The 24,037-nt window shown below is 65.7% G+C and carries 19 protein-coding genes; 1 reads left to right on the top strand and 18 read right to left on the bottom strand.

Features of this window, described 5'->3' with window-relative positions:
• Positions 1 to 4: 4 nt before the first annotated feature.
• The 12 genes from cheB (ASE26_RS08810) to ASE26_RS08755 form a co-directional block, all read right to left on the bottom strand.
• Positions 5 to 1,033, bottom strand: coding sequence for a chemotaxis-specific protein-glutamate methyltransferase CheB (cheB, locus tag ASE26_RS08810; RefSeq protein WP_055935319.1), 1,029 nt, complete (start codon positions 1,031 to 1,033; stop codon positions 5 to 7).
• On the bottom strand, positions 1,030 to 3,300 hold the full coding sequence (locus tag ASE26_RS08805) for a hybrid sensor histidine kinase/response regulator (protein ID WP_055935317.1): 2,271 nt from the start codon (positions 3,298 to 3,300) through the stop codon (positions 1,030 to 1,032). Before ASE26_RS08805 ends, cheB (ASE26_RS08810) begins: the two co-directional genes overlap by 4 nt.
• On the bottom strand, positions 3,297 to 3,968 hold the full coding sequence (locus ASE26_RS08800; protein ID WP_057246051.1) for a chemotaxis protein CheW: 672 nt from the start codon (positions 3,966 to 3,968) through the stop codon (positions 3,297 to 3,299). The genes ASE26_RS08805 and ASE26_RS08800 overlap by 4 nt, the downstream gene beginning before the upstream one ends.
• Before the next feature lie 19 nt (positions 3,969 to 3,987).
• Positions 3,988 to 5,265: a protein-glutamate O-methyltransferase CheR gene (locus ASE26_RS08795; RefSeq protein WP_057246049.1), complete on the bottom strand. Its 1,278-nt coding sequence runs from the start codon at positions 5,263 to 5,265 to the stop codon at positions 3,988 to 3,990.
• The gene (locus ASE26_RS08790) at positions 5,262 to 5,720 is read right to left on the bottom strand and encodes a chemotaxis protein CheW (RefSeq protein WP_055935311.1); all 459 of its coding nucleotides are present in this window, start codon (positions 5,718 to 5,720) and stop codon (positions 5,262 to 5,264) included. Before ASE26_RS08790 ends, ASE26_RS08795 begins: the two co-directional genes overlap by 4 nt.
• The gene (locus ASE26_RS08785; protein WP_055935309.1) at positions 5,717 to 7,528 is read right to left on the bottom strand and encodes a methyl-accepting chemotaxis protein; all 1,812 of its coding nucleotides are present in this window, start codon (positions 7,526 to 7,528) and stop codon (positions 5,717 to 5,719) included. Before ASE26_RS08785 ends, ASE26_RS08790 begins: the two co-directional genes overlap by 4 nt.
• Before the next feature lie 98 nt (positions 7,529 to 7,626).
• Positions 7,627 to 8,859, bottom strand: coding sequence for an argininosuccinate synthase (locus ASE26_RS08780; protein ID WP_055935307.1), 1,233 nt, complete (start codon positions 8,857 to 8,859; stop codon positions 7,627 to 7,629).
• A 7-nt stretch (positions 8,860 to 8,866) separates the two neighbouring features.
• Entirely contained in the window at positions 8,867 to 9,808 is a 942-nt protein-coding gene (gene argF, locus ASE26_RS08775) for an ornithine carbamoyltransferase (RefSeq protein WP_055935305.1), read from the bottom strand.
• A 45-nt stretch (positions 9,809 to 9,853) separates the two neighbouring features.
• Positions 9,854 to 12,688 carry an ATP-binding protein gene (locus ASE26_RS08770; RefSeq protein WP_057246047.1) on the bottom strand — a complete coding sequence of 945 codons (2,835 nt, stop codon included), beginning with the start codon at positions 12,686 to 12,688 and terminating at the stop codon, positions 9,854 to 9,856.
• Between the two features lie 10 nt (positions 12,689 to 12,698).
• Positions 12,699 to 13,598, bottom strand: coding sequence for a ribosome small subunit-dependent GTPase A (gene rsgA / locus ASE26_RS08765; protein WP_055935301.1), 900 nt, complete (start codon positions 13,596 to 13,598; stop codon positions 12,699 to 12,701).
• Positions 13,595 to 13,936: a 4a-hydroxytetrahydrobiopterin dehydratase gene (locus ASE26_RS08760; RefSeq protein ID WP_055935299.1), complete on the bottom strand. Its 342-nt coding sequence runs from the start codon at positions 13,934 to 13,936 to the stop codon at positions 13,595 to 13,597. The genes rsgA and ASE26_RS08760 overlap by 4 nt, the downstream gene beginning before the upstream one ends.
• Complete coding sequence (locus ASE26_RS08755; RefSeq protein ID WP_055935297.1) at positions 13,933 to 15,204, bottom strand: M48 family metallopeptidase; 1,272 nt, start codon at positions 15,202 to 15,204, stop codon at positions 13,933 to 13,935. The genes ASE26_RS08760 and ASE26_RS08755 overlap by 4 nt, the downstream gene beginning before the upstream one ends.
• A 58-nt stretch (positions 15,205 to 15,262) precedes the next feature.
• Here ASE26_RS08755 and orn point away from each other — a divergent pair, with 58 nt between their 5' ends.
• Positions 15,263 to 15,850, top strand: a complete 588-nt coding sequence (gene orn / locus ASE26_RS08750; RefSeq protein ID WP_200953841.1) for an oligoribonuclease — start codon at positions 15,263 to 15,265, stop codon at positions 15,848 to 15,850.
• Positions 15,851 to 15,910: 60 nt separating this feature from the next.
• Here the strand turns inward: orn and ASE26_RS08745 are convergent, their stop codons facing one another.
• The 6 genes from ASE26_RS08745 to ASE26_RS08720 form a co-directional block, all read right to left on the bottom strand.
• Positions 15,911 to 16,726 carry a DUF3526 domain-containing protein gene (locus ASE26_RS08745; RefSeq protein WP_057246045.1) on the bottom strand — a complete coding sequence of 272 codons (816 nt, stop codon included), beginning with the start codon at positions 16,724 to 16,726 and terminating at the stop codon, positions 15,911 to 15,913.
• A gap of 136 nt (positions 16,727 to 16,862) precedes the next feature.
• Complete coding sequence (locus ASE26_RS08740) at positions 16,863 to 17,684, bottom strand: crotonase/enoyl-CoA hydratase family protein (protein ID WP_229207254.1); 822 nt, start codon at positions 17,682 to 17,684, stop codon at positions 16,863 to 16,865.
• Positions 17,685 to 17,751: 67 nt separating this feature from the next.
• Positions 17,752 to 18,117, bottom strand: a complete 366-nt coding sequence (locus ASE26_RS08735; RefSeq protein WP_055935291.1) for a response regulator — start codon at positions 18,115 to 18,117, stop codon at positions 17,752 to 17,754.
• Positions 18,102 to 20,960, bottom strand: coding sequence for a response regulator (locus ASE26_RS08730; protein ID WP_055935288.1), 2,859 nt, complete (start codon positions 20,958 to 20,960; stop codon positions 18,102 to 18,104). Before ASE26_RS08730 ends, ASE26_RS08735 begins: the two co-directional genes overlap by 16 nt.
• Entirely contained in the window at positions 20,957 to 22,012 is a 1,056-nt protein-coding gene (gene cheB, locus ASE26_RS08725) for a chemotaxis-specific protein-glutamate methyltransferase CheB (protein WP_055935287.1), read from the bottom strand. Before cheB (ASE26_RS08725) ends, ASE26_RS08730 begins: the two co-directional genes overlap by 4 nt.
• A complete protein-coding gene (locus tag ASE26_RS08720) occupies positions 22,009 to 24,030 on the bottom strand; it encodes a hybrid sensor histidine kinase/response regulator (protein WP_055935285.1) in 2,022 nt (673 codons plus the stop codon). Before ASE26_RS08720 ends, cheB (ASE26_RS08725) begins: the two co-directional genes overlap by 4 nt.
• Positions 24,031 to 24,037: the final 7 nt, after the last annotated feature.

Raw genomic sequence — 24,037 nt, 5'->3', positions numbered from 1 at the left:
TCCTTTAAATCAGTTTGCCTCCGATCGTGCTTCGCAGGAATGGGCCGATCTTATCAAGAGGCAGGATGGTTTGCGCCGCATCCAGTTCGATCGCGGCGCGCGGCATGCCATATACCGCGCAGCTGGCCTGGTCCTGGGCAATGGTGTTCTTGCCCGCGCGGCGCAGCGCCAGCATGCCTTCGGCGCCATCGCGCCCCATGCCGGTCAGCAGCACGCCGACTGCGTCGCCTTTCCAGTGCTGTGCCACGCAGTTGAAAAACACGTCGACCGAAGGCCGGTAGGCGTAATCCTTCGGGTTGGCATCGTAACCCAGTTGGTACTTTTCATCCAGTACCAGGTGGTCGTTGCTTTTTGCGACCATGACGATACCACCCTGCAGGGCAGTGCGGTTTTCGATTGCGCGCACCGGCACCGCGAGCTGTTCCGACAGCCATTTGGCAAAATGGTCGGCAAAATTCTCGTCGATATGTTGTACCACGACGACGGCGCAATTGGGCGGCGGGGTCCAGCCGGCAAGGATGCGCGCTACGGCCATTGGACCGCCGGTCGAGGCGCCGATTGCCACCATGGTGTCGAGGGATACTTCGCGCGAAACCGGCAAGGCCGCGTTGCGGCGCGGCGGCATGGACTGGTTGCCGCCGCTGTGGCGGATCAACTTGTCCATGGTCTTGATCTTGTGCAGCAGTTCGGCGTCGCCGCCTTGTTTCCCCTGCAGCACCGGGGTGGCCGTCACGTCGAGCGCCCCCGCGCCCAGGGCGCGGAACACCTGGTTGACATTGTCCTGCGGGCGCCCGGTTACCACCAGGATGGCGCACGGGCATTCCTCCATGATGCGGCGCGTCGCTTCGACCCCGTCCAGTTCCGGCATATTGAGGTCCATCAGGACCAGGTCCGGACGGTCGGTGGCGCATTTATATACCGCTTCGAGACCGGTGCGGGCGATCCATGCAACCTGGTGTTCCTGCGTGCTGGCGACCACGCGCCGCAGCGCCTCTGCCGCCATCGGCACGTCGTTGGCAATCCCTATCCTCATCGGTACGCGTCGCCTATCAGGTCGGACACTGCGTCAAGCAGCGTCTCGTCGTGGAAGCTGCCCTTGGTCAGGTAATAGTCCGCCCCCGCGGCCAGGCCGCGTGCGCGGTCTTCCGGCCGGTCTTTGTAGGAGACGATCATGACGGGCAGCTTATGCAAGTGCAGGTCTTTCTTGATCAGGGTGACCAGTTCGATGCCATCCATGCGCGGCATGTCGACGTCGGTGATGACCAGGTCGTAATCGCCGCTGCGCACCACGTTCCAGCCATCGATGCCGTCGATGGCGATGTCCACTTCAAAACCGCGCCCGGCGAGCAGTTTACGCTCCATTTCGCGCACTGTAAGCGAATCGTCCACGACAAGGATGCGTTTCATTCTACGCCGTCCGGCGTGGTCTGCGCGCGCAAGTTGATGCAGGCCGCCTTCTTCCAGCAGCTTTTCGACCGAAAGCAACAGGTCGGGTACGTCCAGGATCAGCACCGGCTCGCCGTCATCCAGCAAGGCGGCGGCGGAAATATCGCGCATCTTGCCGAAAATCGGGTCAATGGCTTGTACTGCCAGGCTTTCTTCGCCGCGGATCTTGTCCACGACCAGGGCATAGCGGCGCGCGCTGCCGCCGATCACCACCACCGGCATTTCCTCGGCATGCGCCATGTCGCCCAGTTGCAGCACCTGGGCGGCAGCCACCAGGCCCAGGTGCTCGCCGCCATGGTCGAAGAACTGTTTGTTTTCCAGGGTGTGCACGGCGCCTTGCGGCACCATCAGGACGCGTTCCACCTTGACGATGGGGACGGCGTAGGCTTCGCCTTTGACGTCCACCACCAGGGCGCGCACGATCGACTGTGTGAGCGGCAGCGTGATCGAGGTGCGGAAACCCTTGCCCATTTCGGATTCGATGCGCACCGTGCCGTTTTGCTGGCGGATGGTGTCGTGCACGATGTCCAGGCCCACGCCGCGGCCGGAAATCTCGGTAATGCCGCCTTTCAGGCTGAAGGCGGGCAGGAACAGGAATTCCATCAGCTCCGCATGCGACATGACGGCCACCATCTGTTCGGTGGCCATCTTGCGCTCGATGATGCTGCGGCGGATTTTTTCCGGGTCGACTCCACGGCCGTCGTCGCTGAGTTCAATATTCAGCATGCCGGCACGGTGGCGCGCCTCCAGCACGATGGTGCCGGTAGCCGGCTTGCCGGCTGCAAGCCGTTCCTGCGCAGTCTCCATGCCGTGGTCGACGGCGTTGCGCAGCATGTGGTTCAGCGGGCCCTCGATGCGCAGCAGGATGTCGCGGTCGACCAGGGTGTCTTCGCCTTCCACCTGCAGCACCACATCCTTGCCCAGGTTGCGGGCCAGGTCGCGCACCATGCGCGGAAAGTGCTGGATGCCGTCGCGGAAGGGGCGCATGCGCAGCGACAGTACTTCATCGACCATGTTTTCCGAACCCGTCAGCAGGCGGCGTTCGTAGCTTTCCATGTCGGTGATGTGCTCCAGCATGAACTGCTTGAGCGGCTGGCTTTTCTGGATCGCCAGCAGGGCCTTTTCCTTCAGTGTCGGGTCGCTGCTGTGGGAGGCCGCTTCCATCACCTCTTCCAGTACCGCGAACAGGGCGGCCTGGTTGCGCTTATAACGCTGCATGCCCTGGATCAGCGGATGCAGCTGGTGGGCGTTGATGCGCGCTTCGCTCGCCAGCGCGAGCAGGCGGTCGAAATTTTGCGCGTTTTTCATCGGCGGCAGGCTGCGGCCCGGGACCGGCTGTTCGGCAACCGCGTCGGCCGGCGCGGCTTCCAGCGCAAGAACCGGCGCCTCGGCCGGCGCCGGCGCAGCCGGTGCAAAGGCTATGGGCGGCAGCAGCACCGGCTCCGGCAGGAAAGCAATGCCCTGCACATCATTCATGGTTTTGCTGACCTGGGCGCTGTTGGCTGCCAGCCACGCATCGAGGTCGCCGTTGACGCGCGAGCACTGCACGATCAGGTCGACCCCCGCCAGCAGGGCGTCGACCCGGTTCGGCGCCAGTTTGAGTTTGCCCGCCTGGGCGGCGAGGAACGCGTCCTCCATGCCGTGCGCAAGCTGCACGATCATCTCCAGCCCGACGATGGACGCGGCGCCCTTGATCGAATGCGCGGCGCGCATCATGGATTCAACGGCGGCCGGGTCGTTTTGGCGCTCGAAGGCAAGCAGGCCGTCGGTCAGGATCTGGGTCTGGCTGTCGGCCTCCATACGGAACAGGTCGAGCATGGAGAACTGGCTCAGGTCGTCCTTCTTGTCGCTCATCGCAAGGTCCTCGCGAGTTGGTAGCCGAGCAGGCTATCGTCCAGGCAGCCGACCTGCATGTCCTGGTGCGGCAGTACGCCGGCCAGGTAACGCTGAATGCCCTTGTTGATGGTGGCGGCCGGCGCTTTCAGGTCGCCGGCGGAATAGCGGATGATGCCGTGCAGTTCGGCCACTGGCATGGCGTACACCTGGCTTTCCCATTGCACCAGCAGCATGCGGGCGAAGGTATGGCGGCCGGCGCTCGCCTCGCCGCCGGATTCGTCGACTCCCAGCAATTCGGCAAGGGAGATGCAGGGATACAGCTTGCCACCTGCGTTCACCACGCCGCGCAAGCCGCGTGCGTCGCGGTGGGGCAGGCGGTGCGGAATGGCTTTCGGCGCAATTTGCTGGAACATATGGGTCGGCAGGGCGAGCCATTCACGGCCAATGCGGAAGGCGACGCAGGAGCTGTCGTGGCGCGCGCCTGCGTCCTGCGGGGCGCGGAAGTGTTCCGCCCATTCGCGCAGGTAGCCGGGATTGACCGGGCGCTGCAGGTTGCGCAGCGCCGCATCGGCGTACACCCCGCAATTGCGGCAGTGGACTGCCTTGTCGAGGACTTCGCAGCTATGGTCGCCGGCGATGCCGATTCGGTTCCAGCAGGCGTCCAGGTCTTGGATTTGGTCAGTCATTTGTTCTCGTCGGCTATCACTATGGCTGCTGGCGCTGGAAGGCGCGCGCCGCACGTGCCTTCAGCGTGGCGGCGGCGCTGCTGTTGCCGCCTTGCTCTTGCAGCAGGGCCAGGTGGCACAGGGCTTCGTAATGGTCCGGCTGCAGGTAGATGCAGCGTTTCAGGTGCGTTTCGGCGTCGCCTGGTTTGCCGGCAGTTTCTGCCAGCACGCCGAGGATGAAATAAGCGTCGGCCGATTCGGGCTGCCGGGCGAGGAATTCGCGGCAGGCGGCGGCGGCTTCCTGCGGTTTTCCGGCGTCGGCCAGCTTGCGCGCATGCGCGAGCAGGGACTGGTCGCCGGCGGCGGCCATCGGCGGTGTAGCGGCTGGCGCGGCCGGCGCGGTGCCGCTGGGCCGGACGCTGGGGCGTGCAGCGCCAGGCGCGGCCGCCGGGTGCTGCCGGGCGCCGGACGGGACGGCGGCTTGGCCCGCGGGGCGTTGCGTGCGATCGGCGCCGGCGGGCAGGGCGGCGCGGGCAGGGGCGCCAGGCCGCTTGATGTCCTTGCGCAGGGCGAATGCCTGGCGGTGCGGGAGGGGCGAAAAGCCGTGGCGGACGAAAGACGGCACCTCCGCGTACCCCGCCAGGATCATGCCGTCACTGGACAGGTGCTCCGACAGGCGCTCGATGGCGGCGGTGGTGGTCTGCTCATCGAAATAGATCAGCAGGTTGCGGCAGAAAATGACGTCGTACTGGCGCGCCGAGCCAAGCTCGCCTTCCAGTATGCTGCCCCGGCCGAAGCGGATGCGCGCCCGCAGCGCATCGTTGATGCGGTACAGTTCATCGTCGCCGGAGCAGGTGAAATAGCGCTCGCGGAACGACAAATCCTGGCCGCGAAAAGCGTTGCGCCCGAATATGCCCGCTTCGGCGCGCGCAATGCAGGCTGCGCTGATATCCACGGCGTCGATCACGAACGATTGTGGTTTTACGCCAGCATCGCACAAGGCCATCGCCATGGAATAAGGCTCCTCGCCGCCGGCACAGGGCACGGACAGGATGCGTACGACTTTGGCCCCTTCGGCCAGCCGCTGGCGCACGAACGCGGCCGCCGCTGCAAACGCTTGCGGATCGCGGAACAGCCAGGACTCCGGCACCACCACCAGTTCCACCAGCTCGCGCAGCTCCGCCTCGCCAAGCTGGTCGGCATAAGCCTTGCGCACCGTTTCGCCAGTGGCCTGCATGCGCCGCTTCACCGCCTGTTCGACCGTGCTGCGGGCCAGGTTCATGCCGGTCAGGCGGCGCAATGTGGAAAGCACATTCATATGGCTTCAGCCTGCGCCGGGAACAGGCGCGCCCGCAACTCGGCCGGCAGCAGGTCGTTCACCTCGACCAGTTGCACCAGGCCTTTCGCATCGCCAGCCACGCGGCCCAGGAAAGGAGCACCCTGCACGCCGCTTGGCGCCAGGTCCTGCGTCGAAACGTCCTGCACGCCCTGTACGCGCTCGGCCATCAGCCCCAGCGCGTACACCTTGCCACCGGGCGCCGTGTAATCGACCAGTACGATGCGGGTGTCGAAATGCTGGCGCGCCGGCGCGCCGCCGCTGATGCGCGACAGGTCGATCACCGGCATCGGGTCGCCGTGCAGGTTGAGCAAGCCCGCCACACAGTCCGGCGCCAGCGGAATACCCTTCAGCTCCAGCAAGGGCAGCACGCGCCGCACCTGCCGCAACGGAAGGCCGTAGCGGTCGGCGCCAATGTGGAAGACTAATACTCTCATGCGTTCACGGCGAAAGTGGAGACGCTCGATTGCAGGTCGCCGGCCGCATATTGCAGCTGGTGCACGGCTTCGCTGGTAGCCTTCAGCGACTCAACGGTCTGCTGCGTGGCATCGTTCAGCTGCATCATGGTCTCGGTGATCTGCTGCGCCCCGACCGCCTGCGCCTGCATGCCTTGCAGCACGGCGTCGAATTGCGGCGCCAGCTTCTGCACCTGGTCCATCACGCCCGACAACTGGTCGGTCACCTGGCGTACTTCGCCCACGCTGCGGCGGATCTCTTCCGAGAACTTGTCCATGCCCATCACGCTGGCCGAGACGGCCGACTGCATTTCCTTCAGCATCTGTTCGATATCCCAGGTCGACACCGAGGTCTGGTCGGCCAGGCGCCGGATCTCAGTTGCCACCACCGAGAAGCCGCGTCCTGCTTCACCGGCCTTCTCGGCCTCGATGGCGGCATTCAGCGACAGGATATTGGTCTGGTCGGCCACCTTGGTAATGGTGGTCAGCACGGAGTTGATGTTGGAAGCCTTTTCCGACAAGGCCGCCAGCTTGGCATTGATCGAGTCGGTGGCGTTGACCATGTTTTGCATGGTCTGGTCCATGCGGCGCAGGTTGCCTTGCGCTTCGGACGTGGCGCTGGTCGTGTAGTCGGCTACCGCAGTCGCATCTTCCATGGTTTTCAGGAGCTGCGCAGTGTTCGAAGAAATCTCCTTGGTCGTGCTCAGCACTTCCACCGAAGTCTGCGCCTGTTCGACGCCGGTTGCTTCCTGCTGCTTGGCCGAGGCAGCAATCTCGGTAGCCGAGGTGGTGACCTGGATGCCGGCTTTCTGCACGTTGTTCAGCAACTGGCGCAGGTTGTCGAACATGCGCTGCAGGCCTTCGCCGAGCTGGCCGATCGCATCGTCGCCGGTGACGGTGATCTTGCCGGTCATGTCGCCGCCGGCCGCGCGCGACACGGATTCAAGCAGGGCGTCGACTTTTGCGCGCAACTGGTTGGTCTGCTCCACCTCGCGCTGGCTCGAATCCTGCAGTTGCTGGGCCATCTTGTTGAAATCCTCGCTGACCTTGCCCAGTTCATCGCCGGAGGTCACCTCCGTGCGTGCCGCCTGATCGCCGCTGCCCAGGCGGGCCAGCGCTGCGGTCAGGTTGCTCAACGGTCCCAGGATCGCGCGGCCGAGCGTATAGGAGATCAGCAGCGAAAGCACGACCACGGCGGCGCCGCCGCCAATGATCAGGTTATTCTGGCTGGTGTGCAGGTCGACTGCCTTGGTGCTGCGTTCCGCCAACAGGCGGCGCTCTTCCTCGGCAGCCTGCTCCAGCAGCTCGCGCGCGCTGTTGACAATCGCGCCGGCTTCCTTCAGTTCCGAGGACTGCCCCAGGACTTCAGCCGCGCCCTTGGTTTCGCCAAGCGCGCGCCGCTTGTCGATCTGGCGCCGGATGTTGACGTCGGCCCAGGTGGCCAATAAAGCCTGCGCGCGCTTCAAACGCTCGTTCTGCTGCGGGTTATCGGCGGTAAGCTGGACCGCTTTCACGACATGCTGCTTCAGCAGTTCCCCGTTTTCGCGCTCGCTGGCGATCAAGGACTCGCTGCCGGTGAGGATGTAGCCGCGCGCATCGACCTGGATCTGCAACGATACGCTGTTGATCCGGTCAAGCTCGATCAGCACTTCCATCGTGTGCCTGTCCCACCTGTTCGCATCGGTCAGGCTGGCGAAATTGTTATAGGCCAGGACCAACAGTAGCAAGATGATTGCCACTATGCTGCCGAAGCCGATGTACAGTTTATTTTTAATACTTAGATTATTCATGCGCTGGTCTCCGGGGACGAGGGGCTTTCTTCCAAGGCAATGTAGCAAAAAAAACGGGCCGCGCAAAGCGGCCCGTCTTGGCGAAGCGGGGGAGCAGCTTACTGGCCGCGCTTATTGCGTGCGTTGGCGGCGATGCGCATGCGCAGCGCGTTGAGCTTGATGAAGCCGCCGGCGTCGGCCTGGTTGTAGGCGCCGCCGTCCTCGTCGAAGGTGGCGATGGTCTGGTCGAACAGCGAATCGGTCTTCGAATCGCGGGCCACCACGATCACATTGCCCTTGTACAGCTTGACGCGTACCCAGCCGTTCACGGTTGCCTGGGTGTGGTCGATCAGGGTTTGCAGCGCAACGCGCTCCGGCGCCCACCAGTAGCCGTTGTAAATCAGCGAAGCGTAGCGCGGCATCAGGTCGTCCTTCAGGTGGGCCACTTCGCGGTCCAGGGTGATCGACTCGATGGCGCGGTGCGCCTTCAGCATGATGGTGCCGCCAGGGGTTTCGTAGCAGCCGCGCGACTTCATGCCGACGTAGCGGTTTTCCACCAGGTCCAGGCGGCCGATGCCGTGCTTGCCGCCCAGGCGGTTCAGCTCAGTCAGCACGGTGGCAGGCGACATGCGGCTGCCGTTCAGGGCCACGATGTCGCCCTTTTCGAATTCGATGTCCAGGTACTCCGGCTGGTCCGGCGCCGCTTCCGGGCTGACGGTCCAGCGCCACATCGATTCTTCGGCTTCGGCGCTTGGGTTTTCCAGGTGGCGCCCTTCGAAGGAGATGTGCAGCAGGTTGGCATCCATCGAGTATGGCGCGCCGCCGTTCTTGTGCTTCATGTCGACGGCGATGCCGGCGTCTTCCGCGTATTTCAGCAGCTTTTCGCGCGACAGCAGGTCCCACTCGCGCCATGGAGCGATCACGCGCACGCCCGGCTTCAGCGCATAGGCGCCCAGTTCGAAGCGGACCTGGTCGTTGCCTTTGCCGGTGGCGCCGTGCGAGATGGCGTCGGCGCCGGTCTGGTTGGCGATTTCGATCAGGCGTTTGGCGATCAGCGGACGCGCGATCGAGGTGCCCAGCAGGTATTCGCCTTCGTACACGGTGTTGGCGCGGAACATAGGGAACACGAAGTCGCGCACGAACTCTTCGCGCACGTCGTCGATGAAGATGTTCTCAGGCTTGATGCCGAACTTCAGCGCCTTGGCGCGTGCCGGCTCCAGCTCTTCACCCTGGCCCAGGTCGGCGGTGAAGGTCACGATCTCGCAGTGGTAGTTGTCCTGCAGCCATTTCAGGATCACGGAGGTGTCCAGGCCGCCGGAGTAGGCGAGGACTACTTTTTTAACGTCACTCATGGTTTTCTCAGTCAGTTGGGTGTTCGGAGGCGATCTTGCCGAGCAAGAGATATTCGATCAGGGCCTTCTGCACGTGCAGGCGGTTTTCCGCTTCGTCCCAGACCACGGATTGCGGGCCGTCGATGACTTCGGCCGCGACTTCTTCGCCGCGGTGGGCCGGCAGGCAGTGCATGAACAGGGCTTCCGGCTTGGCGCGGGACATCTTGGCGGAATCGACGATCCAGCCGTCGAAGGCCTTCAGGCGGGCGGCGTTTTCCTCTTCGTAGCCCATCGAGGTCCAGACGTCGGTGTTGACCAGGTCTGCGCCTTCGCAGGCATCGGACGGGTTGGCGAAGAAGGTGTAGCGGTCGGTCGATACCAGCGACATGTCCATGTCGTAGCCGTGCGGCGTAGAGACATTGACGTGGAAACCGAACACTTCGGCCGCCTGCAGCCAGGAGTACAGCATATTGTTGGCATCACCCACCCAGGCCACGACCTTGCCCTTGATCGAGCCGCGATGCTCGATAAAGGTGAAGATGTCGGCAAAGACCTGGCATGGATGGTGTTCGTTGGTCAGGCCGTTAATCACCGGCACGCGCGAATGGGCTGCGAAACGCTCGATGATGTCCTGGCCGAAGGTGCGCACCATGATGATGTCGCACATGCGGGACATGACCTGGCCCGCGTCTTCCACCGGCTCGCCGCGGCCCAGCTGGGAATCGCGGGTATTCAGGTAGATCGCAGCGCCGCCCAGCTGGTGCATGCCGGCCTCGAAGGACAGGCGGGTACGGGTCGAGTTCTTGTCGAACACCATGACCAGGGTGCGGTCGATCAGCGGGTGGTAAATCTCGTAGGCCTTGAACTTGCGCTTGATTTCCGCTGCGCGGGCGATCACATATTCGTACTCCTCCAGGGTCAGGTCGTTGAACTGGAGATAGTGCTTGATGCTTTTAGGTGGTATAGACATCTTTGCAAAGTTTTGCTGCGGTGGACTAAAGATTATACGGGCATTTCAATAAATCGTGGCCGGGCGTTCGGGGTCATGCCGCGGCGCCGATAACGGCAGGTCCAGCGTGAACGTGGTGCCTGTGGCGCCGCTGTCGACGGCGATCTGGCCGCCCAGCAGGGAAGTGACGATGTTGTAACTGATCGATAACCCCAGCCCCGAGCCGCCTTGCCCCAGTTTGGTGGTGAAAAACGGGTCGAATATGCGCGTCAGGTTCTCCGGCGCGATGCCGCCGCCGTTGTCAGTGAACGATATTAGCACGCGCCCTTCCTGCGGCGTCGCCGCCGCCAGGTGCAGCTGGCCGCCTTCGCGCCTGTCGAAGGCGTGCAGCAGGGCGTTGTTGATCAGGTTGGTGATGACCTGGCCGAAGGGGCCGGGGTAGCTGTCCAGCATGATCAGCTCCGGCACCTCGAATTCGATCTGGTGGCCGTCCTTGCGGATGCGGTTCATCACCGTGGCCACCACTTCATGCGTCACCTGGTGCAGGTTGAAGATGCGCCGCTGCTCGGTGGTGCGGTCGACCGCCACCTGCTTGAAGCTCGACACCAGGTCGGCGGCGCTGTGCAGGCCGCGCATCACCAGGGTGGAAGCGGTACGCGCATCGTCGATGAAGGCCAGCAGTTCGGACTTGCGCAGCCCGCGGCCGTTGACCACCTCTTCCAGTTCGGTGGTTTTCTGCTCCAGCGTACTGGCAATCAGCAGGCTGTTGCCGATCGGCGTATTCAATTCGTGCGCCACGCCGGCCATCAGCGCGCCCAGGGCCGCCAGTTTTTGCTGCGACACCAGTTGCGACTGGGCCTCCTGCAGCTGCCGGTAGGCGAGCGCGTTATCCAGGGCGATGGCGCCATACGCGCACAGCGTGCGGAAAATCAGGCGCTCCCGTTCACCGTAGGCGTTGGCGTGCATCGCTTGCACCGTCATCACGCCCAGCGCCCGTTCGCCCACCAGCAACGGCACGTACAGCGCGCTGCGGCTGGCTGCCGTGCCGGGTGTCACCGTGCTGTCGCGCTCAGCCGGGATCTGGTCGATGTACACCTCGCGCCGCTCGCGCAGGCATTGCGCGGTGTAGGCACTGGGGTGCACCAGCGGAATCGCGTTGCGGGGCAGGGCCTGGCCCGCTTCCACGCCGAAAGCGCGTTCCAGTTGGCGGCCCGCCGGGTCGACCAGGTAGACCGCGAAAGTATTGGCCGACAGCAGGGCGTGGGTGTGGCGGTCCAGTGCCTGGAACACGGCGCCCGCATCGAGGTGGGTCGTGATTTCCTGGCCGATGGCGGACAGGCGTTCCAGCAATTTGCTGGTCTGCTGCAGCACTTCGGCGCGGCGTGCCTCGGACATGGCCAGCTCGCGGTGGTGCAGGCCTTCCGCGCGCGCCTGCTCGGTCTGGTGGTGCACCTGCATGGCGATGGCGCGGCTGGTGGCTTCCAGTGTATGGGTCTTTTCGCGCGCGGCGCTGGCGGCAGTCGCCATTTCATACGCGCGGGCAAAGTCGCCCAGGCGCGCATACTCGGCGCCCAGTGCGTCATACAGGTCGCCCGGCACCGTGTAGCCCTTGATGGTCTGCGCCGCTTCCAGCGCCTTGTGCAGGTAGTGCAGGCGCGCGTTCGGCGCCTCCATGCCGGGCGGCGCCGACAGCTGGAGCTGGCCGTGGATCAGTGCCAGCACGCGCAGCGCGGCCACGTGGTGGAAGGCATTGTGGTGGCGCGCGGCGCGCTCCACCGCCAGCTGCGCCATGTCCAGCGCTTCCAGCGAACGATTGAGGTAGCAAAGGGCGTGGGCCTGGCCGCGCAGGGCCACGATCTTGAAGTCGCCCTGCTGCAGGGCCTCGGCGCGCTCCGACAGGCGCTGGAAGGCGTCCAGCGCTTCGCCATAATCCTTCTTGTCCAGGCACAGTTCGCCCAGGTGCTGCAGGGCGATCGCGTAGGTGCGCCCGTTCGCCTGCGGCGCCAGGATCACCAGCGCTTCGCGCAGCAAGTCTTCCGCCGCGTCGAGGCGGCCCAGGCGGCGCACGATATCGGCCGTGTGCACCAGGCAGGAGCCGATGCTGCGCGGCCAGCCGGTGGGCTTGGCCAGCTCCATGGCACGCTGCATCCACTCCAGGCCGGAGTGGTGGTCGTTCAATTGCGAAAACTTCTCGGCGATATTGATGGCGGCGGTGGCGGCGGCGCGGACCTGGCCCGTTTCCAGCGCCGCCTCATGGCTGCGGATGTAAAAGCCGGCGGAATTGCCGATGTCGCCGGCCTGGCTGGCGGCGATGGCGAAGAAATCGTTGATCCAGCAATCGACGCTGGGCGCCACATCTTCGGCAAGGTCGAAGCGCGAACCCCAGCGCTCGGTGGCGGCGTGCAGGTCGCGCAAGGCCGCCCAGCGCGCCTGGACCGCATCGGCGATGGTGGCGCGCTGCTGGTCGCCGGCCTGATGGGCCCAGAGCGAACACGCCTCCAGTTCCGCATCGCGCTGGCCGTGGTTGCCGCGGTCGACGGAGATCCACGCTTTCAGCCAATGGGTGTCGGCGCGGCCGATGCAGTCGTTATGGGTTTCGAATGCCTCCATGGCGCGGGCCGCCAGGGCCCAGGCGACATCGAGTTCGCCGAGCAGCCAGCGGATTTCAGCGTCCACCAGGAGCAGGCGCGCTTCCAGGCCGGCGCGCGCAATATCCGGCAACTGGGCGGCGGACGCCAGGGCAGCCGCTTCGCGCGCCAGTTCCTGCGCGCGCTTGCCGTCGCGTTGCCGCAAATGCCAGGCCAGCGGCAGCAGCACTGGAAGCCGCATAACGCCACGCAGGGGCAGGAGCTCAAGCTCCCACTGCGCAACCGCATCGTCATCGGCAAACAGAAGCTGCATCGGCGTCCCGTCAATAAAGCGTTTGCGAGGACTCGTGCAACAGCTGGCCGTACAGCGTATGCCGCATTTTCGCGATCTTGCCTTCGCCGACAGCCTCCAGTACCGCGCATTGCGGCTCGCTCAGGTGCCGGCAGTTGTAGAACCGGCAGGCGCCCAGATAGGGCTGGAAATCGCGGAAGGCCCGTTCCAGCATGCCTTCGCTCAGGTGGTACAGGCCGAATTCCTGGAAGCCCGGCGAATCGATCACACTTGAATCGGGGCCCACGTGGTACAGGCGGGTGAAGGTCGTGGTGTGCTTGCCGGTATCCAGCGCCTCGCTGATTTCGCGGGTGGCGATATCGGCGTCCGGCACCAGGATGTTGATCAGGGACGATTTGCCCATGCCGGACTGGCCGATCAGGATCGAGGAGTGCCCCTGCAGCAGCGGCGCCAGGGTGGCGCCGGTCTGCTCCGGCTGGCCGGTAGCCGACACTTCGATCACCTCATAGCCCATGGCCGAATACACCTGCAGGCGCTTGCGCGCATGTTCCAGCATTTCGGTCACGTCGACCTTGTTCAGCAGCAGGCGCACGTGGATGCCGGCCGCCTCCGCCGCCACCAGGGCGCGCGACACCAGGTCGTCCGAGAAACTTGGTTCCGTCGCGACCACGATGAACAGTTGGTCTACATTGGCTGCCAGCAGCTTGGACTTGTACTGGTCGGAGCGGTACAGCAGCGTCTTGCGCTCCTGGATCTTGTCGATCACCGCCTGGTCGGGCGAAGTCAGGGTCAGGTCGACGAAATCGCCCACTGCCACATTGGTCTTCTTGCCGCGCGTGACGCATTGCAGGCGCTGGCCCTCCGCTTCCGCCAGGTAGTGGCGACCGTGGGCTGCGATGATGGTGCCGGTTCGTTTGGTTCCCTTGCTCATGCCTGGCCCAGTGCATCGGCCTTGGAGGCGCAGATGAAATCGTTGATCGACAAGCCGTTCACCGAGTGCGTGTCATAGCGCACCTGGCAGGTCTTGTAGCCCACCACCAGCTCAGGGTGATGGTCTTCGCGATGGGAGATGTAGGCCAGCGCATTCACAAAAGCCATGGTCTCGTAGTAGTTGTTGAAGCCGAAGGTGTTCACCAGCTTGCCGCTGGCCATGCTCCAGCCATCGAGCAGCTGGCACAGGCGCAGCGCTTCGGCTGCATCCAGGGCCTGCGTCTGGTGGCTGCAGCGCAGGGCGCGCAAATCGGCCGCGGTGTGGATATTCGCTGTCATTGGGATACCGCCAGATTGAGTTGACGGATCCGCACGCTGGCGGGCGGGTGCGAATCGTAGAAGGCCGAGTGCAGCGGATCAGGGGTCAGGGTCGAGGCATTATCCTCGTACATCTTGACCAGCGCCGACACCAGGTCGCGCGCGTCGGTATGCTTGGCGGCGAAGGCATCGGCCTCGAATTCGTGCTTGCGCGAGCTGAGCGAGGTCAATGGGCCAAACAGGAAGGTGAATACCGGCAGCACCAGCATGAACAGCAGCAGCGCCAGTGCGTCGTTGGCCTGGCCGGGCACGATGATCGGGTTCACGCCCAGGCCGGTGTAGAACCAGAGCTGGCCTTTCAGGTAGCCCAGCAAGGCAAGGAAGCCAAGCGACAGGCCGAACATGACCACGATGCGCTTGATGATGTGTTTCAGCTTGAAGTGGCCCAGTTCATGCGCCAGCACCGCTTCAACCTCCTGCGGCGACAGGCTGGATACCAGGGTGTCGTAGAACACGATGCGCTTGGCCGCACCGAAACCTGAGAAGTAGGCATTGCCATGCGCGCTGCGTTTGGAACCGTCCATCACGAACAAGCCCTTGGATGCGAAACCGACGCGCTTCATCAAGCCCTCGATACGCTGTTTCAGCGATTCGTCGGCCAGCGGCGTGAATTTGTTGAACAGCGGTGCAATCAGGTTAGGGTAGAGCGCCATCACCAGCAGCTGGAAGCCGCACCACACGAACCAGGCATACAGCCACCACAGGCTGCCCGATTTTTCCATCAGTACCAGGATGACCCACACCAGCGGCAGGCCGATCACGCCAGCGATGCCCACTCCTTTGAGCAGGTCAATGAAGAACAGGCGCTTGCTCATCTTGTTGAAGCCGAAGCGCTCTTCCAGCGTGAACTGGCGGTAGTAATCCAGCGGCAGGTCAATCAGGCCCGACACCAGGCCGAAGGCGATGATCAGGCCAAGCTGGTAAGTCATGCCGCCGCCAGTGGCGTTGAACAGGGTAGCCGACAGCCATTGCAGGCCACCGAGCAGGGTAAAGCCGATCAGCGCAATGCTGGACACCATCATGCTGAGCAGCCCGAGTTTGGTGCGCTCAATGGTGTAATCAGCAGCCTTCTGGTGGGCGGCCAGCGGGATTCTTTCTGCGAAATCGGCAGGCACGGCGGCGCGGTTTTGCAGCACATGGCGGATATGGCGCGAGGCGAGCCAGAAGCGCACCACCAGGGTTAATGTTAAAAAAGCAACGAACAAAAACGAAAACGCGTGTGAATACATTCTGTGCCTGTGAGAAAATGGCGGATTAATCCTGCCTTATATTGTCTTAGAGAGAATTATGTCACAAGCGAACGACACCCCAGCAACCCCGGCCAGCCCACAGCGCCCGAATGAGATGAACCTGGTGTGGGTCGATATGGAAATGACCGGCCTGGAACCTGAGACCGACCGCATTATTGAAGTGGCAATGGTGGTCACCGACATGCACCTGAACGTGCTGGCCGAAGGCCCGGTGCTGGCGATTCACCAGTCGGACCAGACGCTGGACAAGATGGACGCCTGGAACAAGGGCACCCACGGCCGCTCCGGCCTGATCGACCGCGTGAAAGCGTCGACTGTGAGCGAAGCGCAGGCCGAAGCCGAGTTGATCGCCTTCATGCGCCAATGGGTGCCGAACGGCAAATCGCCAATGTGCGGCAACACCATCGGCCAGGACCGCCGCTTCATGGTCAAGTACATGCCGAAGCTCGAGGCCTTCTTCCACTATCGCAATATCGACGTCTCGACCCTGAAGGAGTTGGGCCGCCGCTGGAAGCCGGAAATGGTGGCCGGTTTCAAGAAAGCCCAAAAACACACCGCGCTGGCCGACATCATCGAGTCGATCGAAGAACTGAAGTACTACCGCGAGAACTTCATCAAGCTGTAATTGCTGCAAGAAATGTCCACATTCGTTCCTGACCCCAAGGTGGACATTTTGATTTGCGGCTTAGCCGGCTACGCGGGCGGTTTGGCGCAGGCCCAGTAGCAGGGTTGCTGCGGCCAGCGGCCAGGGCGGGATGCCGTTCCCGCTCGCAGGCGAGTAGACCGGCAGGCGTGCGAAGTCCGCGGGGCCGAAGGGCTTGTCATTGAAGACGTAAGGATAGAAGTGGCGTCGCACACGCTCGTGGTAGGCCGCGACGCGATCCAGGTAAGCCTGCCGCGCTTCCATGTCGGTGCCGGCCAGCCGGTGCAGCAGAACCTGCACGTTTACCCCCGCCAGCACCAGGCCTGCATTGCGCGTCCATACTTCGCGCGACCATAGCGCCTGGCGGTATAGCGCTGCCTGGCCCGACACCATGTCATCCCCGGCCTGGTGCATCGCGTAATACCATTTCCAGTGGAATCCTTCCGGCAGTGGCGCCGCATCTTTCCACTCCGGATGCGTGCGGAAGAAGCGCTGCATCGTCTCTTCCCGCGGCTTGTCCCATGCCGTATGGACGGCCTGGCGCTGCGCCAGCGCCAATTCCGCGCCCTGGACGACCGGCACTGCGCGTTCCAGCATGGCGTTGACGCCAGTCGGCAGCACCAGCGCGAACAGTACGAAGGCGGCCAGCAATAATGCGGCACCTGCTGCCGCGCTGCGCGCCAGCGCCGCCCCCCAGGCTGCCACGCCGCACCAGAAGGCAAGGTAAAGCAGCGCGGCGCCGGCCATGAAAGCTGTTTCGCCCACTGCAGCGTGCGACAGTATCGCCCCGGCAAGCAGCGGCAAGAGCAGGGCCGTGGCGACCAGGGCCAGCCGCAGCAGCACGCGGCGTCGCCACATTGCACCGGGCTTGCCGGGCAAGGAGGACAGCAGCCGCAGGCGCCCGGCGCGAAGAGTTTTCCACTTACGACAGTGAACATGCAAAGTGGGAGGAGCGGCAAAAGGCCGGCAAGGCTGGCCGCTGACGGGATGCCTGTCAGTCCTTGAACGCCGGCGCGCGCTTGGCCATGCCGGACATCATGGCTTCCTGCAGGTCGGCCGACATCAGCATGGCCGCATTCCAGGTGGCGTTGTAATTGAGGCCGTCGGCAATCGAATGGTCGCGCGCGTAAGTGATCATCTCTTTCACGCCGCGCACGGCCAGCGGAGCCTTGGCGGCAATTCCGGCGGCAATCGCGCGCACGCCTTCACGCAGCGCTTGCGGCGATTCGAATACGCGGTTGACCAGGCGGATTTCCTTCGCTTCCGCCGCATCCACTTTACGCGCGGTGTAGGCCAGTTCGCGCGCCATGCCTTCGCCGACCAGGCGCGGTAAGCGCTGCAAGGTGCCTACGTCGGCCGTCATGCCGATATCGATTTCCTTGATCGAGAACCAGGCGTCCGCCGAGCAGTAGCGCATGTCGGCGCAGGTGATCAGGTCGATGCCGCCGCCCACGCAGGCGCCATGCACTGCCGCCAGTACCGGCTTGCGGCAGCGTTCCAGGCTGGTCAGGGTGTCCTGCAGATCAAGGATGATGCGGCGCAGCGATTCGCGCATGCGGCCATCGCAGTCGTCCTGGATCTGCTGGCCCAGGCCCATCATCATCTGCAGATCGATGCCCGCCGTGAAGGCCTTGCCTTCAGCTTCCAGCACGGCGACGCGGATTCCGGGCGTGTCGTCCACATAGCGGAATGCGCTGCGGATATCGTGCCACATGGCCAGGTTCATGGCATTCAACTTCTCCGGCCGGTTCAGTCGCACGGTGGCGATGTGGGCTTCTACGCTGATGGCGACTGTTTCCAGTGCTGGCATGTTCATGACGTCTCCTTTATAGTCTGGAGCCCGATTATGTCAGCGGTACCGCGATTGTTTTAGAGTAAGTACGCTAACGCACGGTCAGTTGCGCTACCTGCACCAGGAACTGGCGGTAGTCGATCGGCTTCTCGATATAGGCGTCGAAGCCGGCTTGCATCAGGCGCTCGCGGTCGCCCTTCATGGCCAGCGCCGTCAGGGCCACCAGCGGGATGGCTTGCGTACGCGGGTCGGCGCGCAGGATCCCGGCGGCCTGGATGCCGTCCATCTCGGGCATCTGGATATCCATCAGGATCAGGTCCAGGGACTGTTGCCGGGCGATCTCGATGCCGGGCCGGGCGCGGTCGGCATGGAACAACTCATGCCCGGCGCTCGACAGCAGCACCGTGGCCAGCTCCATATTCGCCGGCGAATCTTCAATGATCAGGATTCGGGCCATGGCATTGCCTCCCGGGCGCGTAGCGCGCGCCCCACTTCATGCAGGAATTGGTGGGTGTCCAGGCCACCTTGCGGCAAACCTGGTTTGGCGTGCGCGCCTGGCTGGCGCTCTGACAGCACCAGCACCGGCGGCGGCACGTGCATATCCGAGCGTAGTACGTCGAGCAGGGCCATGCCGCTGGCTTCATCGCGCATCGGACCCAGGACCAGCAAGTCCACCGCATCGGACTGTGCGGCGGCCATTGCCTGCGGCCCGTCGGCATAGTAGCTGACCTGGTAGTTCAGCCCCGCCAGCGCGCTGCGCAGCGCAATACTGTTGGCGCTTTCGTCGATGATCATCACATGCGGTGCCCGCTGGCGGTCGGTGCCCAGCCCCAGCGCATACAGGGCGCGGTTCAAGTCATCCTGCAGCACCGGCTTGGGCAGGAAGTGGGCGGCACCCAACAGGCAGCTGTGCATCTCCTCGGCCTGGATCGACACTACCACCACCGGCACCGATCCCAGCCCCGGCTCGGCGCGCAGTTGCTGCAGCACCGACCAGCCGCTGGTGTCGGGCAGGATCAGGTCGAGCGTAATCAGGTCGGGCCGCGCCGCGCGTGCCAGCTGCAGCGCGCTGGCAGCGCTGGCGGCGCAACTGACGGTAAAGCCGGCGCCCTCCAGTTGCAGCCGCAACAAGTCGGCGGCGGCCGGGTCGTCTTCCACCACTAGCGCGCGCCGGCCATCCGGCGCACAGGCCGGCGGCGCATCCCGCGGGCTGCTGCGCAGCGGCAGCCAGAGCGCGAAATGGGCGCCTTGCCCGGGCGCGCTGGAAACGCCCACCGCGCCGCCGTGCAAGGCTGCCAGGCGGCTCACCAGCGACAAGCCCAGGCCGGTGCCCTCATGGTTGCGCGACATCGATGAATCGACCTGGCGAAAGGCCTGGAACAGCACGTCCAGGTCGTCCGCGGCAATGCCGTCGCCGTCGTCGCTCACAAGCACTTCCAGCCACTGACGGAAAGGGCCGGGTGGCGGTGGCAGCACGCGGGTCGGCAACTCGGGCCGCGGCCCTGCTGCCAGCGCGGCATGCTCGACCACGCGCGCAGCCAGCCGTACGCTGCCGCCGCTGCGGCAGAATTTCACCGCGTTCGACAGCAGGTTGTACACCATCTGCTTGAATTTGCGCAGGTCCAGGAACTGTTGCCCGATGCCTTGCGCCGCCGTGAACGCCAGGCCGATCTGGCGCTTGGCCGCCATTTCGCGCACGATGTCGAGCGCGCTTTCCAGTACTTCGCTGGCCGGCACCGCTTCCAGGTGCAGCTCCATCTTGCCGGCTTCCACCTTGGACAGGTCGAGGATATCGTTGATCAGCGACAGCAGGTGCTTGCCACTGGTGGAGACGTGGTTGATGCAGTTCTGCTGGGTCGGCGTCAGGGGGCCGACGATGCCGCCGGCCAGCAGGTCGGAAAAGCCGATGATGGCGTTGAGCGGCGTGCGCAGCTCGTGCGACATATTCGACAGAAATTCCGATTTCAGGCGGTCGGCCTGTTCCAGCTGGCGATTCTTGGCGGCGATCTCGCGCTGGTGCTCGCGCAGTTCCAGCACCATGCCTTCCAGTTCGCGGTTGCGCTGTTCCAGCTCGGTCATCAGCTCGGCGCGGCTTTCCGCCAGTTCCTTGCGCGCCAGCTCGGCACGCATGCTCCGGCTCTCATCCTCGAACTGCTTGCGCCGCAATTGCGCCCGCACGCGTGCTTTCAGCACATCGAAGGTGTCAGACTTCAGTACGTAATCGTCGGCGCCGGTGGCCAGGCCCTCGATCATGGCCGCGCTGTCCTCCAGCGCCGTCAGCATGATCAGCGGCAGGTCACGCGTGGCCGGATCCTGCTTCAGGCGGCGGCAGGTCTCGGTGCCGCCCAGGCCGGGCATCAGGCGGTCAAGCAGCACGCAATCGACGGCTTGCGCCGCCAGCATTTCCAGCGCTTCCTCGCCCGAGCGCGCCAGCACTACGTCGTAGCCTTCGGCCGTCAGCGCCTGCGCCAGCTGGTCGAGGAAGGTCAGGCTATCGTCCACCGCCAGGATGCGCCGCGCACCGAGCAGGCTGTGTTGCGCGCCGGTCGCCGAGTCGGCCGCCTTGCGCAGCACGGCGCGCACCCGCGCCAATATGAGGGCAATGTCCTCGTCCTTGCGCACGAAGGCGTCGGCGCCGGAATCGAGGGCGCGCAGCTCTGCCTGGGCATCGCTGGAGCCAGTCAACAGCACGCAGGGCAGGCTGCGCAGCGCCGCGTCCAGCCGCAGCGTGCGTACCACTTCGGCCCCGTCCATGCCGGGCAGCATGCCGTCCACCACTACCGCGGCCGGGCGCCGCAGCGCGATGCTGCGCAAGCCTTCCTCGCCGGAGCCGGCCACGTCGACCGTGAAGCCGTGCTCGCGCAGCAGCGCCGCCAGGTGCTCGCGGAAGGTCAGGCTGTCGTCGATCAGCAGCACGCCGGCCTGCTGCTCCGTGCCGCGCGGCCGCAGCAGGGCGCTGGCGCGCGCCACCACCGCATCGCGGTCGTAGGGCTTGCCGACGTAGTCGGAGGAGCCGGTCGCCAGCCCGCGCAGGCGGTCGCCGACCTGGGCCTCGGTCGACAGCACCAGCACCGGCAGGGTGGCGCCGGCGCTGCGCAGCTCGCGCAGCAGGTCGATGCCGTCGCCGTCGGGCAGCAGTACGTCGAGGATCATCAGGCCGATGTCGGGCCGTACCAGCGCCGCGCGCGCTTCGGCCAGGCTGGCGCTGGGCACGGTGCCGATGCCGGCGGCGGCAAACGCTTCCTCCAGGTCGGCCCGCACAGTCAGGCTGTCGTCGACGATCAACACTTGCCGGTTCATGCCATGACTCCCGTGGTTACGGTAGCGGCCAGCGCCGGGCCGATGGCCCCCAGCGGCAGGATGCGCTGTGCCGCGTCCAGGCGTGCCGCTTCGCGCGGCATGCCGTACACCACGCTGGTCGCTTCATCCTGGGCGATGGTGGTGCCGCCAACTGCACGGATGGCGGCCAAGCCCACGGCGCCATCGCTGCCCATGCCGGTCAGCAGCGCGGCGGCGCAGGCGGCGCCGCATTCGCGTGCCAGCGATTCGAACAATTCATCCACCGAAGGCTTGCAGGAATGGCGTTCCGGCCCGTCTTCAAGCTGCAGGCGCCGCCCGCGCAGGCGCAGGTGGCGGCCCGGCGGCGCCACGCACACGGCGCCCGGGTCGAGCGCTTCGCCGTCGCGTGCCAGACGCACCCGATGCCGCGTCTGGCCGTCCAGCCAGTCGGCAAAGGCGCTGCCGAAAGGCTCTCCGATATGGATCACCAGCAGCAGCGGCAAGCCGAGGCCGGACGGGATGCCGCGCAACACCTGCACCACGGCGCGCGGTCCACCGGTGGAGGCGCCGATGGCGGCCACCCGCGGCAGCGTGGCCGATGCCGGCGCGGGCAGCGCGGCGCGCGGCGGCGCGACGTCGCCCGCTTGCAGGCGGCCGCGTACATGGGTCAATACGCGTACCCGTGCGATCAGGCGCAATTGGGCGATATAGTGGGCGCACCAGCTTGCGCTGTCTTCATCGGCGCGCGGCTTCTCTATCGCGTCCACGGCACCGGCTGCCAGCGCCTCGTAAGTCTTGAACAGTTCTCCGCGGTTGGTTGAGGCCGACACCACCAGGATCGGCGTCGGCACGTAAGCCATGATGAATTCAGTTGCGGCCAGGCCGCTCATCACCGGCAGCATCATGTCGAGCGAAATCACATCCGGCCGCAATTCCTGGCACAACTCGATGGCGCGCTTGCCGTTGTCCGCCTCGCCCACCAATTCGCAACCGGGATCGGCGGCTACCGCTTCGCACAGGAAGCGGCGCATGGTCAGCGAATCTTCCACCACCAGCACGCGCAGGCGCTTCATGGCAGCACCAGTTCCCCGACTTGGCGCAGGAATTGCGCCTGGTCGAACTCGCCTTTGATAATGTGCCCGCGCGCCCCGGCCTGCTGCGCGCGCGCGCGGTCGGCCGGGCTGTCGCGCGAAGTGACCAGGATGCAGGGCAGGTGGCGCAGCAGCGGGTCGGCGCCCACCTGTTCGATGAAGGTGAAGCCGTCCATGCCCGGCATTTCCACGTCGACCAGTACCAGGCCGTAGTCGTTTTGCGCGGCCAGCGCCAGGCCTTCCTCGGCGCAGGCGGCCAGCTCGACGCGGTAGCCGGCCGCCTCCAGGATGCTGCGCTCGAGCATGCGGGTGGTGAGCGAATCGTCCACCACCAGGATCGGTTTGTCGGGCCCGGGCGCCGCGCTGTCGCGCCGCGCGTGCGCCGCCAGCGCCGCTGCCAAATGGTCGGGATCGAGCACCAGGCCGGGATCGCCGGCATCGTCCAGGTACAGGCCCAGCACGCAGGCCTCGGCCGCCGCCAGCGGCGGCGGCGCCAGCAGCACCACGCTGTCGATGCCGGCCAGCCGCGTGACGCCAAGCGCACTGGCCGCACCCTGCGCCGGCGCCAGCGCCACCGCGCTGCAGGCATGCCCGGCACGCTGCATGGCGGCCCTTGATCCCATGCCCAGCGCCAGCGGCCGGAAAGGCAGCACCTGGCCGCCGAACTCGATGGCGTCGCCCTCGGCACCGGCCAGTACCTGGCCTGGCGCCACGCGCGCCGCGCCCCTTACTGCATCGAGCGGCAATGCCAGCAGGCGGCCTTCCGCTTCCACCATCAGCACGTCGAGCGCCGCCAGCGACATCGGCACCAACAGCTCGACCACGGTGCCATGCGGGCCGCTGCTCGCTTGCACGCTGCCGCCCAGCCGCGCCATGGCGTCGCGCACCACGTCCAGACCGACGCCGCGCCCGGCCAGTTCGGACACCGTGCTGCGGGTGGAAATACCGCCCTCGAACAGGCGCGCCAGCAGGTGGCCGGGGCCCAGTGCAGCCAGGTCGGCGGCTGCTTCGCCGCGCTGCGCCAGCACGGCGCGCACCGCCGCCAGGTCCACCCCGCGCCCGTCGTCGCCGCAGCGGAACCAGGCGCGCGTGCCGCGCCGCCCGGCCGCCAGCGTGATGCGCCCGCCCGCCGGCTTGCCTGCAGCGCGCCGCTCCGGCGCCGCTTCGATGCCGTGCGCCACCGCATTGCGCACCAGTTGCACCAGGCTGCCCAGCACCAGTTCCAGCACTTCCCCTTCCAGCCGCAAGCTGCTGGCCGCCGCTTCCAACGCCACCTGCTTGCCCTGGCCCTGCGCCGCATCGCGCACCGCCCGTTCCAGCACGCCGAACATGCTGGAGGCCGGCACCAGGCGCAAACGCTCGGCGGCATCGCGCGCCTGGCGCAGCTCGCGGTCGATGCGCTCGATACCGCCGGCCAGGCCGCGCTCCATCTGCGCCAGGCGCTGGCGCGCCAGGCCGGGCGCAAGCAGCGGCACGCGCGCCGCCGCCTCCAGCTGGGAGGCCAGTTGGCGCAGGCCTTCCAGCTCGCTGCCGATCTCGCCCAGCCCTTCCAGCAGGCTGTCCACTTCCACCAGGTCGGCGCGCGCCAGGCGCGGCGGGGCTGGCGGCAGAGCAGACGCCTGGGGCGCAGCGGCGGGCGCCACCGCAATGCCGGCCTGCACCACCGGTGCCGGGGCGGGCGCATCGGGCCGCGGCAACTGTTCGAGCAAGGCGCCGATGCGGTCCAGTGCTGCCAGCACCTGGTCGGCCTGCTCGCGCGCCAGAGCCATGCCGCCCGGACGCAGCGGCGCCAGCCAGTCCTCGACGCGGTGCGTCAGGTCCGCGATCTCCGCCTGGCGCACCACGCGCGCCGCGCCTTTCAGGGTATGGGCCAGGCGCAGCAGGCGCGCCACGGCCTCGCTGGTTCCGGCAGCGCCTTCCAACGCCAGCACGCCGGCGTTGAGCTGCTCCAGCAGCTCGCGTGCCTCGATGCGGAAGTAGCGGTAGGGATCGGCGGCCATGGCGGGA

Origin of the sequence: Duganella sp. Root198D2 (assembly GCF_001428585.1) — a bacterium.
In the GTDB taxonomy this organism is placed as follows: domain Bacteria; phylum Pseudomonadota; class Gammaproteobacteria; order Burkholderiales; family Burkholderiaceae_D; genus Rugamonas.
The sequence above is the reverse complement of the archived record's forward strand: the minus strand, read 5'-3'. Positions and strand labels throughout refer to the sequence as shown.

Bases quoted from the DNA above. Each gene is read 5' to 3' on its own strand.
- cheB (WP_055935319.1), bottom strand. From the start codon at position 1,033: ATGAGGATAGGGATTGCCAACGACGTGCCGATGGCGGCAGAGGCGCTG.
- ASE26_RS08805 (WP_055935317.1), bottom strand. From the start codon at position 3,300: ATGAGCGACAAGAAGGACGACCTGAGCCAGTTCTCCATGCTCGACCTG.
- ASE26_RS08800 (WP_057246051.1), bottom strand. From the start codon at position 3,968: ATGACTGACCAAATCCAAGACCTGGACGCCTGCTGGAACCGAATCGGC.
- ASE26_RS08795 (WP_057246049.1), bottom strand. From the start codon at position 5,265: ATGAATGTGCTTTCCACATTGCGCCGCCTGACCGGCATGAACCTGGCC.
- ASE26_RS08790 (WP_055935311.1), bottom strand. From the start codon at position 5,720: ATGAGAGTATTAGTCTTCCACATTGGCGCCGACCGCTACGGCCTTCCG.
- ASE26_RS08785 (WP_055935309.1), bottom strand. From the start codon at position 7,528: ATGAATAATCTAAGTATTAAAAATAAACTGTACATCGGCTTCGGCAGC.
- ASE26_RS08780 (WP_055935307.1), bottom strand. From the start codon at position 8,859: ATGAGTGACGTTAAAAAAGTAGTCCTCGCCTACTCCGGCGGCCTGGAC.
- argF (WP_055935305.1), bottom strand. From the start codon at position 9,808: ATGTCTATACCACCTAAAAGCATCAAGCACTATCTCCAGTTCAACGAC.
- ASE26_RS08770 (WP_057246047.1), bottom strand. From the start codon at position 12,688: ATGCAGCTTCTGTTTGCCGATGACGATGCGGTTGCGCAGTGGGAGCTT.
- rsgA (WP_055935301.1), bottom strand. From the start codon at position 13,598: ATGAGCAAGGGAACCAAACGAACCGGCACCATCATCGCAGCCCACGGT.
- ASE26_RS08760 (WP_055935299.1), bottom strand. From the start codon at position 13,936: ATGACAGCGAATATCCACACCGCGGCCGATTTGCGCGCCCTGCGCTGC.
- ASE26_RS08755 (WP_055935297.1), bottom strand. From the start codon at position 15,204: ATGTATTCACACGCGTTTTCGTTTTTGTTCGTTGCTTTTTTAACATTA.
- orn (WP_200953841.1), top strand. From the start codon at position 15,263: ATGTCACAAGCGAACGACACCCCAGCAACCCCGGCCAGCCCACAGCGC.
- ASE26_RS08745 (WP_057246045.1), bottom strand. From the start codon at position 16,726: ATGTGGCGACGCCGCGTGCTGCTGCGGCTGGCCCTGGTCGCCACGGCC.
- ASE26_RS08740 (WP_229207254.1), bottom strand. From the start codon at position 17,684: ATGAACATGCCAGCACTGGAAACAGTCGCCATCAGCGTAGAAGCCCAC.
- ASE26_RS08735 (WP_055935291.1), bottom strand. From the start codon at position 18,117: ATGGCCCGAATCCTGATCATTGAAGATTCGCCGGCGAATATGGAGCTG.
- ASE26_RS08730 (WP_055935288.1), bottom strand. From the start codon at position 20,960: ATGAACCGGCAAGTGTTGATCGTCGACGACAGCCTGACTGTGCGGGCC.
- cheB (WP_055935287.1), bottom strand. From the start codon at position 22,012: ATGAAGCGCCTGCGCGTGCTGGTGGTGGAAGATTCGCTGACCATGCGC.
- ASE26_RS08720 (WP_055935285.1), bottom strand. From the start codon at position 24,030: ATGGCCGCCGATCCCTACCGCTACTTCCGCATCGAGGCACGCGAGCTG.